The sequence below is a fragment of the Barnesiella viscericola DSM 18177 genome (assembly GCF_000512915.1).
Lineage (GTDB): Bacteria > Bacteroidota > Bacteroidia > Bacteroidales > Barnesiellaceae > Barnesiella > Barnesiella viscericola.
On sequence record NZ_CP007034.1, the window covers coordinates 1,042,156 to 1,058,277 of the forward strand.

At 56.5% G+C, this 16,122-nt stretch carries 9 protein-coding genes; 6 read left to right on the forward strand and 3 right to left on the reverse strand.

Features of this window, described 5'->3' with window-relative positions; genetic code table 11:
* Positions 1 to 64 precede the first annotated feature (64 nt).
* The 6 genes from BARVI_RS04130 to BARVI_RS04155 all read left to right on the forward strand — a co-directional run bounded on the left by BARVI_RS04130 (position 65) and on the right by BARVI_RS04155 (position 11,500).
* On the forward strand, positions 65 to 2,335 hold the full coding sequence (locus BARVI_RS04130; RefSeq protein WP_025278012.1) for a GH92 family glycosyl hydrolase: 2,271 nt from the start codon (positions 65 to 67) through the stop codon (positions 2,333 to 2,335).
* 42 nt (positions 2,336 to 2,377) lie between these two features.
* Positions 2,378 to 4,720 carry a beta-N-acetylhexosaminidase gene (locus BARVI_RS04135; RefSeq protein WP_025278013.1) on the forward strand — a complete coding sequence of 781 codons (2,343 nt, stop codon included), beginning with the start codon at positions 2,378 to 2,380 and terminating at the stop codon, positions 4,718 to 4,720.
* A gap of 18 nt (positions 4,721 to 4,738) precedes the next feature.
* Positions 4,739 to 6,814, forward strand: coding sequence for a glycoside hydrolase family 20 protein (locus BARVI_RS04140; protein WP_025278014.1), 2,076 nt, complete (start codon positions 4,739 to 4,741; stop codon positions 6,812 to 6,814).
* A gap of 49 nt (positions 6,815 to 6,863) precedes the next feature.
* Positions 6,864 to 8,192 (forward strand): MFS transporter, encoded by a 1,329-nt coding sequence (locus BARVI_RS04145; RefSeq protein ID WP_025278015.1) that lies wholly within the window; start codon positions 6,864 to 6,866, stop codon positions 8,190 to 8,192.
* Positions 8,193 to 8,270: 78 nt separating this feature from the next.
* Positions 8,271 to 9,242, forward strand: coding sequence for a glycoside hydrolase family 130 protein (locus tag BARVI_RS04150; protein ID WP_025278016.1), 972 nt, complete (start codon positions 8,271 to 8,273; stop codon positions 9,240 to 9,242).
* Positions 9,239 to 11,500 carry a GH92 family glycosyl hydrolase gene (locus BARVI_RS04155; protein ID WP_157232530.1) on the forward strand — a complete coding sequence of 754 codons (2,262 nt, stop codon included), beginning with the start codon at positions 9,239 to 9,241 and terminating at the stop codon, positions 11,498 to 11,500. Before BARVI_RS04150 ends, BARVI_RS04155 begins: the two co-directional genes overlap by 4 nt.
* Positions 11,501 to 11,607: 107 nt before the next feature.
* Here BARVI_RS04155 and guaA read toward each other — a convergent pair whose 3' ends face one another.
* Genes guaA through BARVI_RS04170 form a run of 3 tightly spaced genes read right to left on the reverse strand, consistent with a single transcriptional unit; the run spans position 11,608 to position 16,109 of the window.
* The gene (gene guaA, locus BARVI_RS04160) at positions 11,608 to 13,131 is read right to left on the reverse strand and encodes a glutamine-hydrolyzing GMP synthase (protein ID WP_025278018.1); all 1,524 of its coding nucleotides are present in this window, start codon (positions 13,129 to 13,131) and stop codon (positions 11,608 to 11,610) included.
* 12 nt (positions 13,132 to 13,143) lie between these two features.
* Positions 13,144 to 15,390, reverse strand: coding sequence for a cation:proton antiporter (locus BARVI_RS04165; protein WP_025278019.1), 2,247 nt, complete (start codon positions 15,388 to 15,390; stop codon positions 13,144 to 13,146).
* A 2-nt stretch (positions 15,391 to 15,392) separates the two neighbouring features.
* Positions 15,393 to 16,109, reverse strand: a complete 717-nt coding sequence (locus tag BARVI_RS04170) for an MgtC/SapB family protein (RefSeq protein WP_038534261.1) — start codon at positions 16,107 to 16,109, stop codon at positions 15,393 to 15,395.
* Positions 16,110 to 16,122 lie beyond the last annotated feature (13 nt).

Consider the following 16,122-nt stretch of genomic DNA (forward strand, 5'->3'; position numbering starts at 1 on the left):
ATCAAATGAACCGATACAGATAACGACAAGAACAAGAAAGAGTATACACTTATAAACAAAAGAGATGAAACGAGCAACGCTTTGGCTGGGACTGGGACTGCTTCTATTTTCGGGCTGTTCCCACTCATCGGAAACCCAGTTACAATATTCCGATTTTGTGAATCCGTTCATCGGGACGGGCGGTCACGGACACACTTTTCCCGGTGCGGTGGTTCCGCACGGAATGATACAACCGAGCCCCGACACCCGCATCTACGAGTGGGACGCCTGCTCGGGGTACCACTATTCCGACAACTCCATCAACGGGTTCTCGCATACCCACCTGAGCGGCACGGGGTGCGGCGACTATGGCGACATCTTGCTGATGCCTACCGTAGGAAAACAGGAGTACCGCTACATGGGTCCCGACAGCCAACAGACGGCCTATGCCTCACCCTTCTCGCACAACAACGAGACGGCAACCCCGGGATACTACTCGGTTATGCTCGACCGCTACCAGGTGAAAGCCGAGCTGACGGCGACCGAACGGGCCGCCATACACCGCTATCACTTTCCCGAGAGCCAGGAGGCCGGCTTCATCGTCGACCTGGATTACAGCCTGCAAGGGCAAGAGAATCTCGACATGAAGCTCAAACCCCTGAGCGACACCGAGATTGCCGGGTGGAAACGCACCCGGGGGTGGGCCGACAACCAATGCGTGGGCTTTTACATGAAATTCTCCAAACCGTTTACCTGCCACATTGTCGACACCGTGATCGACATCACCCGCAACGGCAAGCCCTATAAACTGGAACAAAAAAAAGCGTTGCTCCAATTTGCCACGACTCAAAACGAAGAGGTACTCGTGAAGGTGGGCATATCGGCCGTCGACATGGACGGAGCCCGTCGCAACGTCGAGACCGAGATTCCCCACTGGGATTTCGACAGCGTTGCCTTGCAGGCTAAAAACAAGTGGAACGATTACCTGGGAACCATCGAGGTCGAAACCGATAACGAGACCCAGAAGCAAATCTTCTACACGGCTCTCTACCACACGGCCATTCACCCCAGCCTCTTCTCCGATGCCGACGGCCGTTACCGCGGACTCGACCAGATGATTCACCAGACCAAACCCGGGAAAGAGATTTATACCGTCTACTCGTTGTGGGACACCTTCCGGGCTCTCCACCCGCTGCTGACCATCACGCAACCCGAGTTGAACGACAAACTCATCATGTCGCTCATGGAGAAATACCACGAGGGCGGTATCCTGCCCATGTGGGAGCTGGCCGGCAACTACACCGCTACCATGATCGGCTACCATGCCGTGCCGGTCATTGTCGATGCCTACATGAAGGGATTCAACAAAATCGACGGTCGGGAGCTGCTCGAAGCCTGTGTGAGAAGTTCGGTCTACGACACGACCGACATCATTGCATCGAGCCGCATGGTCAATGCACTGGTGCCCATCTCGAAATACTATAAAAACGAAATCGGTTATATTCCTCACGAAAAAGAGAACGAATCGGTGGCCAAGGGTCTGGAATATGCCTACAACGACTGGTGTATCTCCACGCTGGCCAAAGCCATCGGCGATACGGCCACCTATGAGAGATACAAAGCTCTGTCACAAGCCTATACCAACTACTACGACCCCAACACAAAATTCATGCGGGGCAAAAAGCTCAACGGCAAATGGAACACACCCTTTAACCCGTATGCATCGAACCACCGCAACGACGACTATTGCGAAGGCACGGCCTGGCAATGGACCTGGTTTGTTCCTCACGACATTGACGGACTCATTGACTTGATGGGCGGACAGGAACAATTTGTCGACCGGCTCGACTCGCTCTTTGTGGCCGACTCGAAAATCGAGGGCGACCTGGTTTCGTCCGACATCTCGGGCCTCATCGGGCAGTATGCCCACGGCAACGAACCCAGCCACCACATTGCCCACCTCTACAACTATGTGAACCAGTCGTGGAAAACGCAACAGATTATCGACTCGATACTCTTCAACCAATATTTTGCCGATCCCAACGGGCTCTCGGGCAACGAAGACTGCGGACAGATGTCGGCCTGGTATGTACTCAACGCCATGGGCTTCTACCAGGTATGCCCCGGCTCACCCATCTACTCGGTGGGACGCCCCATCTTCGACAAGGTGACCATCAACCTGTCGAACGGCAAGAAGTTCGAGATTGTTGCCAACAACAATTCGCGCACCAACAAATACATTCAAAGCATACGTCTCGACAATATCCTGCTCGAATCGCCGTTCTTCATGCACAGTGACATCATGAAGGGAGGCCGCATCGTGGTCGACATGGGTAACACCCCGGTAAAACCATAAACACACTGTACATTCAAACAAAACACATAATAAATACATCTCATGAAAAAGCTCAACCGTTATCTGGCCCTTTTGGCCACGGTCCTAGCCTTAATCTCTTGCCAAAGCGAGGAAAACCGCTATGACCTCATTCCCTACCCCAACCACATCGAGCAGATGCCGGGTAGATTTGCATTCGACAACCATACGCAAATCTTTGTTTCGCCCGAATGCGGCGACGAAATAACCGGCGTGCTGAAACAATTTGCCGGTCAGCTTCAAAAAACCAGTGGCCTGGAACTGAAATGGGCCGAGAAAGAGGGCAAGAACGGCATCGTCGTAAAACTCAATCCCGAGTTGGCCGACGAGGCTTACAACCTGCACATCGGTAAAAACAACATCGAGATAGCCGCAGCTACCCCCAACGGCGTACGCTTTGCCCTGCAAACCGTCAAACAGCTGCTCCCAGCCGCCGTCTACGGCGATACACTGGTGACCGATGCCAACTGGTCGGTACCTTGTGCCACCATCGACGATGCTCCGCGATTCGGCTACCGCGGCCTGCACCTCGACGTAGCCCGTCACTTCTTCTCGATTGCCGAAGTGAAACGCATTCTCAACGTCATGGCCGTGCACAAGCTCAACACGCTGCACTGGCACCTCACCGACGACCAGGGCTGGCGCATCGAAATCAAGAAATATCCCCGCCTCACCGAGGTGGGCAGCATGCGCAGCAAAACGATGATTGCCAAAGAGTGGGACAACTACGACAACACCCCCTACGGCGGATTCTACACTCAGGACGAACTGCGCGACATAGTGAAATATGCTGCCGACCTGGGTATCACAATTATCCCCGAGATTGACCTGCCGGGTCACATGATGGCTGCTCTGGCCTCCTACCCCGAGTTGGGTTGCACCGGCGGCCCGTATGAGGTTTCGGGCCAATGGGGTATCCGCGACGATGTGCTCTGCGCCGGTAAGGACAAGACCTTCGACTTCATCGAAAACGTTCTGCTTGAAGTGATGGATATATTCCCCTCGAAATACATTCACATCGGGGGTGACGAGTGCCCCAAACTGCGTTGGGAGAAGTGCCCCGCCTGCCAGGCCCGCATCAAGGCTCTGGGTCTTAAAGACGACGAACACGGCACGGCCGAGCACTATCTGCAAGGTTATGTGACCGAGCGGGTGGAGAAATTCCTCAACGACCACGGTCGTGAAATGATCGGCTGGGACGAGATTATGGAGGGCGGCCTCTCGACCCATGCCACCGTCATGTCGTGGCGCGGTGTCAGCAACGGTGTCGAAGCTGCCAAACAGGGACACGACGTAATCATGACCCCCACCAGTCCCCTCTATTTCGACTACTACCAGTCGCGCGACACCCAGAGCGAACCCCTCGCCATCGGCGGCTACAACCCGGTAGATCTGGTCTACAAATTCAATCCCGTGCCCGACGAGCTTACCGAAGAGGAGGCCAAACACATTTTGGGCACGCAGGCCAACGTATGGACCGAATACATGCCTACCAACGAGCAACTCGAATACATGATCATGCCCCGTATCGCCGCATTGAGCGAAGTACAGTGGGATCAACTGGAAAACAAGGACTACAACCGTTTCCTCAACCACATCGGTCACATACTTGAAATCTACAACGCCATGGGGCTCAACTACGCCAAACACCTCTTCGAGGTAGAGGGCGAATATATGGTCGACGAGAGCAAGGGTTGTATTGTAGCCACCTTGCGCACGCAGGGCGACGCTCCCATCTACTACACCCTCGACGGTACCGAACCCACCACGGCCAGCACCCGCTACACGGAGCCGATAGAGATCAGCACCGACACCGATACCTGCACCTTGAAAGCCATCGTTGTGCGCGACCAGGTCAAGACCCGCACGCTGGTACGTCCCTTCTCATTCAACAAAGCGACCGGGCACCTGGCTGAACTCAAAGATGCTCCTAGCCCGAAATACACATTCGGCGGCGCATCGGTACTGACCGACGGCATACATGGCGATTTCAATTACAGCAACGGCTGCTGGCTGGGCTTTATCGACACACCGCTCGATGCCACCATCGACCTGGGCGAAACCCAAGAGGTGAGCCGCGTCAAGGTGGGTTCGCTCGTGCAATATTCCGAGTATATCTTCCCCCCCACGAAGATTACGGTCTATGCAGCCGACGGTGAAAACCCCATGACCGAAATCGGCAAACTCGACATACCGGTAGCTCCCAAACAAGATGCCGACGGTGTGCGCGAATATACCTGCGAGTTCCCCTCGGTACCCGCTTCCAAGATACGGGTAGTGGTCAATACGACCGACAAGATACCCGACTGGCACGGAGCCCGCGGTGAGAAAGGCTGGCTCTTTGTCGACGAAATTTCCATCAACTAATCAATTCACAGTACACACATGACAAAACACCATAGATTCCTCATCACACTTTTTGCGGGGCTCCTGCTGCTGGGCGGAATCAGTTGCAGCACCCCCCAAAAGGCCGAGGTAGACCTCATACCCATGCCCCGTTCGGTCGAATACCACCGGGGAGCCTTCACCCTCTCGCCCGAGACCAAGTTCTACACCCAGCTCCCCACCGAGGGCAAGGAGGCTCTTGCCCGCTGCCTCGAAGGGACCTTGCTCGGCTCGGTACCCTTTGCCGACGAAGCAACGGGAAATAACGGCATCAGTCTGAACCTCTGCGACAGCACCGTCGTACCCGAAGCCGAAGGCTACCGCCTCGAAATCGGGAAAAAGGGAGTGACCCTCTCGGCCAGTACCGAGGCGGGACTCTTCTACGGCATACAGACCCTGCTGCAACTGCTCAACAACGGCGACGGCAAGACTCTGCCTGCCGTCACCATCGACGACGCTCCCCGGTTTCCCTACCGGGGCATGCACCTCGATGTGTCGCGCCATTTCGCCGACAAGGAGTTTGTGAAGAAACAGCTCGATGCCCTGGCCTACTTCAAGATGAACCGCTTCCACTGGCACCTCACCGACGGTGCCGGCTGGCGTATCGAAATCAAGAAATACCCGCGCCTCACCTCGTTTGCCGCCTGGCGTCCCTTCGAGAAACTGAACGACTGGTGGACGGGCGGACGCACCTTCTGCGACCAGAACGACCCGCGCGCCGTGGGCGGATACTACACGCAGGACGATATTCGCGAGGTGGTAGCCTATGCCGCCGAGCGTCACATTACCATCATTCCCGAAATCGAGATGCCGGGTCACTCCGAAGAGGTGCTGGCCACCTACCCCGAGCTCTCCTGCTCGGGCAAACCCTACGTCGATGCCGACTACTGCATCGGCACCGAGAAGACATTCGAGTTCCTCGAAAACGTATTGCTCGAAGTAATCGATCTCTTCCCCTCGGAGTATATCCACATCGGTGGCGACGAGGCTTCGAAGAACGGCTGGCGCAAGTGTCCCCGCTGCCAGAAGCGCATGGCCGACGAGCACCTGGCTTCGGTCGAGGAGTTGCAAAGCTACATGATACACCGCATCGAACGCTTCCTCAACGAGCACGGCCGTAAGATTATCGGCTGGGACGAAATTATCGAAGGGGGGCTCACCCCCGGTGCCACGGTGATGTCGTGGCGCGGCGAAGAGGGTGCTATCCATGCCGTCAAGGCCGGTAATCCCGCCATCATGACACCCGGCAAATACTGCTACCTCGACGCTTATCAAGATGCCCCCAGCACCCAACCGATGGCCATAGGCGGATACCTCACCCTCGAAAAGGCCTATTCGTTCGAGCCGGTACCCGACTCACTCACCACCGAGGAGGCGGCTCTTATTCAGGGCTTGCAAGGCAACGTGTGGACCGAATACATGACTACTCCCGAACACACCGAATACATGATTTATCCCCGCATTCTGGCTCTGGCCGAAGTGGGTTGGACGCCGGCCGAACGGAAGGATTGGAAGAGTTTCCACACCCGTGCACTCCATGCCGTGCAGTTTCTGAAAGAGAAGGGCTACAACCCCTTCCCGCTCGATAAAGAGGTAGGCGACAAACCCGAATCGATGCGCACCGAGGAGAATCTGGCTCTGAACAAGAGTGTCACTCACCTCTACCCATACAGCAAACAGTATGCGGGCGAAGGCGACCAGGCACTCGTCGATGGTGTGCGGGGCGGCTGGATGTACAACGACGACCGCTGGCAGGGATTCCTCAACAGCGATATCGATGTGACCATCGACCTCGACAGCATTACCGACATCAAACAGGTCTATGCCGAATTTCTGCAACTGAAAGGCCCCTATGTGTGGCTGCCCAAGCAGGTTATCATCTCGGCCTCGACCGACGGGAAGGAGTACACCACGCTGGCAACGGTCGACAACGACATCTCGCCCGAAGTGGAGACGCTTCAATTCAAGACCTTCGGCTGGGAAGGCAATGCCAAAGCCCGCTATGTGCGCTACCAAGCCCTGTCGAACGGAATCGAAGGCGGCTGGCTCTTTACCGACGAAATCATTATCCGATGAACCAAGGGTCGCACAGACCTGAACCTCTAACTCAGTTAAATAAGACAGAATGGAGAATATCAATCCAAGAAAATCGCCCAAACCTCTGGCATGGGTCCCCTCGGTCTATTTTGCCATGGGGCTTCCCTTCATTGCGGTGAACCTCGTGTCGACCTTCATGTTCAAGGACTTGGGAATATCCGATACCCAAATTGCATTCTGGACCTCGGTCATCATGCTACCCTGGACGTTGAAATTTCTTTGGAGCCCGTTTTTGGAGATGTACCGCACCAAAAAATTCTTCGTGGTGGTCACCCAGCTGCTGAGCGGACTCCTGTTCGGCGTGGTGGCCTTCTCGCTGAAATTTGATTATTTCTTTGCCATCAGCATCTCGACCATGGCGGTCATCGCCCTGAGCGGTGCCACGCACGACATTGCCTGCGACGGTGTGTATATGGCCGAACTCTCGCCCGAGGACCAGGCCAAGTACATCGGGGTGCAGGGTGCCTTCTACAACATCGCCAAGCTGGTAGCCAACGGTGGACTGGTGGCGGTGGCCGGTATGCTGGCCGAGCATTTCGGGGCCGTCGAAGGAGCCTCCGTTCAGGAGAACATGCCGGCCTACAAGGAGGCCTGGATGATTATCTTCATCATCATCTCGGCACTGCTGCTGGTACTGGGACTGTACCACTCGCGCATGCTCCCCTCGACCCAAGTGCCCAACCGGGAGAAACGGTCGAGTGCCGAGGTGCTGCTCGAATTGTGGGAGGTCATCAAGAACTTCTTCACCAAGAAGCACATCATCTACTACATCTGTTTCATCATACTCTACCGCTTTGCCGAAGGGTTTATCATGAAGATTGCCCCGCTCTTCCTCCGCTCCTCGCGCGAGATTGGCGGACTGGGGCTGACACTCACCCAGATAGGCACGCTGAACGGGGTATTCGGGTCGGCCGCCTTCGTGCTGGGCTCGTTGCTGGCCGGTATCTACGTGTCGCGCCGGGGACTGAAACGCACGCTGTTCACCCTCTGCTGCGTCTTCAACTTCCCCTTCGTGGCCTACACGCTGCTGGCGGTATGCCAACCCGAGAACATCTACTTGATCGGGGCCGGTATCATCACCGAATATTTCGGCTACGGATTCGGCTTCGTGGGTCTGACCCTCTTCATGATGCAACAGATTGCGCCGGGCAAGCACCAGATGTCGCACTACGCCTTCGCCTCGGGTATCATGAACCTGGGCGTGATGCTGCCGGGCATGATGAGCGGACTGGTGAGCGACTGGCTGGGCTATGAGAAATTCTTCATCTATGTGCTCCTGGCCACCATTCCGTCGCTGTTGATCACCTACTTTATCCCCTTCACCTACGACGACTCGAAAAAAGCGGTCGAGAAATAGCTCCCCGACCGCTGGCCGTGTCAACGAAAATGCCGATATTTATCCAATCAAATAATATCCACACAAAAAACAGACAATATGAGCAAAAGAATAGCAATTCCCTGGGAAGACCGTCCGGTAGGCTGTACCGACGTCATGTGGCGTTATTCGCACAATCCGGTAATCGACCGTTACCATATCCCCACCTCGAACAGCATCTTCAACAGTGCCGTAGTACCCTTCGGCGACGGCTTTGCCGGGGTGTTCCGCTGCGACAACCGCGCCGTGCAGATGAACATCTTTGCCGGATTCAGCAAAGACGGTATCCACTGGGACATCGAACACGAACCCATCAAGTTCAAACCGGGCAATACCGACATGATCGAGTCGGAATACAAGTACGACCCGCGCGTGACCTGGATTGAAGACCGCTACTGGATTACCTGGTGCAACGGTTACTACGGCCCCACCATCGGCGTGGGCTACACCTTCGACTTCAAGGAGTTCTTCCAATGCGAGAACGCCCTGCTGCCCTTCAACCGCAACGGCGTGCTCTTCCCGCAGAAGATCAACGGCAAGTATGCCTTGCTGAGCCGTCCCAGCGACAGCGGTCACACCCCCTTCGGCGACATCTACATCAGTTACAGTCCCGATATGAAATTCTGGGGCGAACACCGTCACGTGCTCTCGCCCACCCCGTTCCCCGAGAGCGCCTGGCAGTGCACCAAAATCGGAGCCGGTCCTATCCCCATTCTCACCGACGAGGGCTGGTTGCTCTTCTACCACGGCGTTATCACCACCTGCAACGGCTTCCGCTACTCGATGGGTGCCGCCCTGCTCGACAAGGACGACCCCTCGAAGGTACTCTACCGCACGCGTCCCTACCTGCTCGCCCCGGCTGCTCCCTACGAGCTGCAAGGCGATGTGCCCAACGTGGTATTCCCCTGCGCCGCCCTGCATGAGGACGACCGGGTAGCCGTCTATTACGGAGCCGCCGACACGGTAGTGGGCATGGCCTTCGGTTACATTTCGGAAATCATCGAGTTTACCAAAAACAACTCTGTATTATGAACCTGCGCAATCTCATCATTGCGGGTATCTTAACGGCAGTCTCGTCGGTCCCGGCAGGGGCAGGCGAGCCTGTCGCTTATATCAACCCCTTCATCGGCACCACCAACTTCGGCACCACCAACCCGGGAGCCCTCTGCCCCAACGGACTGATGTCGGTTACTCCCTTCAACGTGATGGGCTCCGACCTGAACGTCTACGACAAGGATGCCCGCTGGTGGTCTACCCCCTATGAGTATCACAACCGCTTCTTCACCGGCTTCTCGCACGTGAACCTGAGCGGCGTGGGCTGCCCCGACCTGGGGTCGCTGCTGCTCATGCCCACGAGCGGAGAGTTGTGTGTCGACTACAAGCAATACGGCAGCGAATATACCTTGGAGGAGGCTCACCCCGGCTACTATGCCAACCACCTCACCCGCTACGGCATCGATACCGAGGTGAGTGCAACCCTGCGCAGCTCGATTGCCCGCTTTACCTACACCCAGGGAGGCGAGAGCCACGTGCTGCTGAACCTGGGCGAGGGGCTCACCAACGAGAGCGGCGCCACGGTGCGCAAGGTGAGCGACACCGAATACGAAGGGAGCAAACTGCTGGGTGGCTTCTGCTACTACAACCGTCAGGGGGTATTCCCCATCTACTTCGTGATACGGGTCGACAAGAAGCCCATACAGTCGGGCTACTGGAAAAAACAGCGTCCCATGACCGGCGTGGAGGCCGAATGGGATCCCGACAACGGAAAATACAAAATCTACTCACGCTATGCCAAGGAGATGTCGGGCGACGACATAGGGGTCTACTTCACCTACCAGACCCAACCGGGCGAGCAGATACAGGTGCAGATAGGCGTGTCGTTCGTGAGCACCGAGAATGCCCGCCAGAATCTCGACAACGAGCAACAGGGATTCCAGTTTGACCGGGTGGCCCACCAGGCTCGCCAGCAGTGGAACGACATCTTGTCGCGCGTCGAGGTCGAAGGGGGTAGCGACGAACAGAAGACCATCTTCTACACGGCGCTCTACCACATGCTCATTCACCCCAACATTCTGCAAGACGTCAACGGGCAGTATCCCGCCATGGAGAGCCAGCAGATACTCACCACGAAGCACAACCGCTACACGGTCTTCTCGCTGTGGGACACCTTCCGCAACGTGCACCCCTTCTTCACGCTAGTCTATCCGCAGATGCAGCTCGACATGGCACAGTCGCTCATCGACATGTACAACGAATGGGGGTGGCTGCCCCGCTGGGAACTCTATGGCAACGAGACCCTCACCATGTCGGGCGACCCGGCCATCATCATGCTGGCCGACACCTGGCTGCGCGGCTTGAAGGGATTCGATGCCGAGACGGCCTATCGGGCCATGGTGAAATCGGCCACGGCCCCGGGCAGCGAGAATATCCTGCGCACCGACAACGACGACTATATGAAGCTGGGCTACGTACCCCTGCGCGAACAGTTTGACAACTCGGTATCGCACGCCCTCGAATACTACCTGGCCGACTTTGCCCTCTCGCGCTTTGCCGCCGACCTGGGGCACAAGGACGACGCCAAACGCTTTGCCAACCGCTCGCTGGGCTACAAGCACTACTACTGCAAGGAGTACGGCACCCTGCGTCCCCTCCTGCCCGACGGCAAGTTCTACTCCCCCTTCGATCCCATGCAGGGCATCAATTTCGAGCCCGCCCCGGGATTCCACGAAGGGAATGCCTGGAACTACACCTTCTACATTCCGCACGACATCGACGGGCTGAAACGGCTCATGGGGGGCGAAAAGAAATTTGCCGCCAAGCTGCGCAAGGTATTCGACGAGAATCTCTACGACCCCGCCAACGAGCCCGACATCACCTACCCCTACCTCTTTGCACAGGTCAAGGAAGAGGAGTGGCGCACCGACTCGCTGGTGAACGTGCTCTTGAAAAAACATTTCAAGAACCAGCCCGACGGTATCCCCGGCAACGACGATACCGGCACCATGTCGGCCTGGGCCGTGTTCAGCATGATGGGGCTCTACCCCGACTGCCCGGGCATACCCCGCTACACGCTCACGGCACCCACGTTCGACCGCATCACCCTGCAACTCGACCCGCGCTACTACAAGCACGAGACGCTGGTCATCGAGTGTGAACGCCCCTCGGCCGACGCTATCTACGTAGACCGCGTTGAGGTCGACGGCAAGAAGCTCAAAGGCCGTTTCATCTCGCACGACGAGCTGGTCAATGCCGGAACCCTGAGGTTTGTCCTCACCAACCAAAAGAGATAAAAACTATCTTTCTCCATAAATGAACGGGGCCGATTCTCCAATTCAGGAAATCGGCCCCGTTTTTTATCTCTGACCCGAGCAAACGCCCGGTGTGGAAGAATCGACGATTACTCCCACTCGATAGTCGAAGGCGGTTTGGAGCTGATGTCGTAGACGACGCGGTTCACGCCGCGCACCTTGTTGATGATGTCGTTCGATACCTTGGCCAGAAACTCATAGGGAAGGCGGGCCCAGTCGGCGGTCATACCGTCGGTCGAGAGTACGGCACGCAAGGCCACGGCACGCTCGTAGGTACGCTCGTCGCCCATCACGCCTACCGACTGCACGGGCAGCAAGATGACACCGGCCTGCCATACCTTGTCGTAGAGGTCGTTGTCGATAAGTCCCTGAATGAAGATGTGGTCGGCATCTTGCAGAATGCGTACCTTCTCGGGGGTGATGTCGCCCAGGATACGCACGCCCAGACCGGGTCCGGGGAAGGGGTGACGCCCGATGAGACGGTTACTGATGCCCAGCTCACGGCCTACGCGGCGCACCTCGTCCTTGAAGAGCAGGCGCAGGGGCTCTACCAGTTTCAGATTCATCTTCTCGGGCAGACCGCCTACGTTGTGGTGCGACTTGATGGTCATGCCGGTAATCGAGAGCGACTCGATTACGTCGGGGTAGATGGTGCCCTGAGCCAGCCACTTGATGTCGGTGAGTTTGCGGGCCTCGCGATCGAAGATGTCGATGAAGCCCTTGCCGATAATCTTGCGCTTCTTCTCGGGGTCGGTCACCCCTTTGAGCTGTTCGTAGAAATAGTCTTTGGCATCGATACCCAACACGTTGAGACCCATGTCCTTGTAGTTGGCGAGCACGCTCTCGAACTCGTTTTTGCGCAAGAGTCCGTTGTCGACAAAGATACAGGTAAGGCGACTGCCGATAGCCTTGTTGAGCAACACGGCGGCTACGGTCGAATCGACACCGCCCGAGAGGGCCAGTACCACCTTGTCGTCGCCCAGTTTCTCCTGCAACTGAGCTACCGTATGCTCGATAAACGAGGCGGGGGTCCAGTCCATGTTGCAGTGGCAGATGTCACGCACGAAATTGGTCAGCAACAGGGTACCGTCTTCGCTGTGATACACTTCGGGGTGGAACTGTACGCCCCAGGTCTGTTCGCCCTCGATGTGGAAGGCTGCGGTCTTCACCTCGTGGGTGCTGGCCACCAGCTTGAACGACGGGGGAATGACCGTGATGGAGTCGCCATGCGACATCCACACCGTGGAGTTCTCGCGCACGCCGTGCATGAGGGGATCGTTGTCGTCGTGCCAGGCCAGGTTGGCGCGTCCGTACTCGCGGGTATCGGCCGACTCGACCTTACCGCCCGAAGTGTGTGCCAGGAACTGGGCTCCGTAGCAGACGCCGAGCACGGGATAGACGCCACGGATACGGCTCAAATCGACAAAGAGTGCCTGGGGATCGTTCACCGAATAGGGACTTCCCGAAAGAATCACACCCTTGATACCCTCGTCGCCGTAGGGGAACTTGTTGTAGGGCAAGATTTCGCAGTAGGTATTCAGCTCCCGCAAACGGCGGGCGATGAGCTGAGTGTACTGGGATCCGAAATCGAGAATAATAATCTTTTCCTGCATAATCGTAGGTCTTTATGTGTGTTGTATTGGATTGTTCATGATCTTTTCGCGCGTCAGACGCTTGATGTTATCGGGCTCGCCGGCCAGCCAAATGACATCGTGCGCCTCGAAACGTATCTGCCCGTCGGGCTGATGGAAGGTGCCGTCGGCCCGTTCGATACCCACGATCAGGCAGTTGTCCTGGTTGCGGATATTAAGCGACGAACTGGTCTGCCCTATAAGCGGCGAATCGTCGGGGACCACCACGTGGGTAAAGGTCACCTCGTTGTTGTCGGGCTCGTCGTCCGAGGAGTTGCTCCCCTCGACCACGGCGAGCAGCGACTGTATCTGGTCGTCGGTACCGATTACCCCGATCGTGTCGCCGGGGAAGATGCGGGTCTCGCCCTTGGGGATATTGATACGCTTCGAGCCACGCTGGATACTCACCACGTTCACGCCATACTCCTTGCGCAGGTTCGAGTCCATGAGCCGGCGCCCGGCAAAGGGACAATCGGCATTCACGTCCATGTAGGCCAGGTGCATGTCGCTCACGAGGCTGGTATTGCGGCCCGTCTTGCGCAGCTCCCGCTCGTTGAGGTTGTCCATAAAGATAGTCTCGATGCGCATGAACTGCTTCTGAATACGTTTCGACAGCAGAATGAGCACCACGATGAAGAGCCCCAACCCCAGCAGCACGCCGGTGCGCTGCGAGTGTACGCTCGACAGATAGTAGATGATATAGAAGAGCGCGAGCAGAATGCGTACAACAATCATCAGCGTGAGGGGTACCCGATTGGCCCTCCCCTCGCCCAGTTTCTTGATGAGCGACATGTTCACCTCCTTGACCATGAGGGCCCACAGGAAAGGCGACATCGCTACGAGTGTCACCACGGCGGAAATAAGCCGCCCCCAGTCGGGCAGGATATCGAGCATGAGGGGCATGAACCACGACTTGGAGATAAGTATGATGGCCACGATGATGGCCGAATAAAGTACAATACGCCACAGATATTGGGCCAAAGCCTCTTTCCATACCGCCTTGTGGGGTTTGATTTCGGTCTGGCTCTGGCTATACCGGTTGATGGCTGCCAACCACTTTTCGGGCAGGCGGCGTTCGACCCACCCATAGGCGGGGTCGGCCAGGCGTATGCAATAGGGGGTGAGGAAGGTGGTGATGACCGACACGGCCACCACAATGGGATAGAGGAACTTGTCAATCACATTCAACGACATACCCAGCGAGGCGATGATAAAGGCAAACTCACCTATCTGGGAGAAACTGAATCCCGACTGCATCGAGATTTTGAGTGACTGTCCCGAGGCCAGCATACCCACCGTGCCGAAGAATACCTGCCCCACAATCACAACCAGCGAAAGCAAGCAGATGGGCAGGGCGTATTGGCTCAGGGCATCGGGGCTCACGAGCATGCCCACCGACACGAAGAAGATGGCGCCGAAGAGATCCTTCACCGGGCCCACCACCTTGCCGATGCGCTCGGCTTCGTTGGTACCCGCCAGAATCGACCCCATGACAAAGGCGCCCAGAGCCGACGAGAAGCCCACATAGGTGGCCAGTACCACCATACCCAGGCAGAGTCCCATCGAGACGACCAGCAGGGTCTCGTCGTTGAGGAAGCGGCGGGCCTTCTTCAAGAATATCGGCAGCACGGACACTCCCACGACAAACCAGATGATGAGGAAGAAGACCAGCTTGGCTATGCTTTCAATCAGCTCGGCTCCCTCAAAAGAGTTTTTCACCGCAATCGACGAGAGTATCACCATCATCACCACGGCAAAGAGGTCCTCGACGATGAGCACCCCGAAGACCAGATTGGCAAAGGCCTTCTTACGCAGATTCAAATCGGTGAATGCCTTGATGATGATGGTCGTGGACGACATGGAGAGCATGGCTCCCAGAAAAATACTGTCGAGATAGGTGAAGTGCAGCAGGCGCCCGGCACCGTAGCCCACGAGCATCATGCCCGCCACCACGACCAGCGCCGTAATCACAGCCGACGAACCTACCTGAAACAGTTTCTTGAAACTGAATTCCAGTCCCAGGGAAAACAACAGTACGATAATACCCAGTTCGGCCCACAGGTTGATGTCGGCCTCATCGACAATCGTCGGGAAAAATCCGAAATTGGGCCCCACCAGAAAACCAGCCACGATATAGCCCAAGACCACGGGCTGTTTCAGCTTCTTGAATAGCAAGGTCACTACCCCGGCTACAATCAAGATAAGAGCCAAATCGGTAATGAGTGAATCCAAGCCTCCCATAATCAAATTTCGTTTTGAAGAGAAATATATTCGGTTTTATACAGCCCGCGCATATGGGCAAAAAGGGAGATGAAATCGGTAGTCGAGCGAGCCAGCACAACAAATTTCAAGTCGGTCTTCTTCCCGGCATAGTCATACTCGACCAGCACGTTGTGCAACGAGACATTATACTGTTTCAACAACTGCTCATACCGAGACAGATCCTCGACCACCTCGCCGGCTCGCAAGTGAATGATGCGGCCTTCCCAGTCGAGTTTGGCATGCCGTTCATACTGTTCGAGGCTTACCAGGGTAAAGAGGATAAGCACTGTCGAGACGACGGCAATCCAGTAGAGCCCCACACCCACGGCCAGCCCCAGAGCCGCCACCATCCAGATGCCCGCGGCGGTGGTCAACCCCCGCACCGAACCTTTGGTCTGGATAATGGCACCGGCACCCAGAAAACCCACACCGGTAATGACCTGTGCGGCCACCCGGCCGGGGTCGCCGTTTTTCAATCCCAAATAGACTTGCGGAATGTAAATCGATACGATCATCGCCAGCGTCGCCCCCATCGAAATCAGGGCAAACGTGCGGGCTCCGGCCACCTGACCCTTGCGCTTCCGCTCAAAGCCGACGATACCGCCCAGCAACAGACTCAATGCCAACTTAAATACGGCCGAGGTGGCGGTCACCTCTGTGTCTGATATCGTTGCCAGAAAATCCTTGAAGATATCCATATCTTACTTTTTA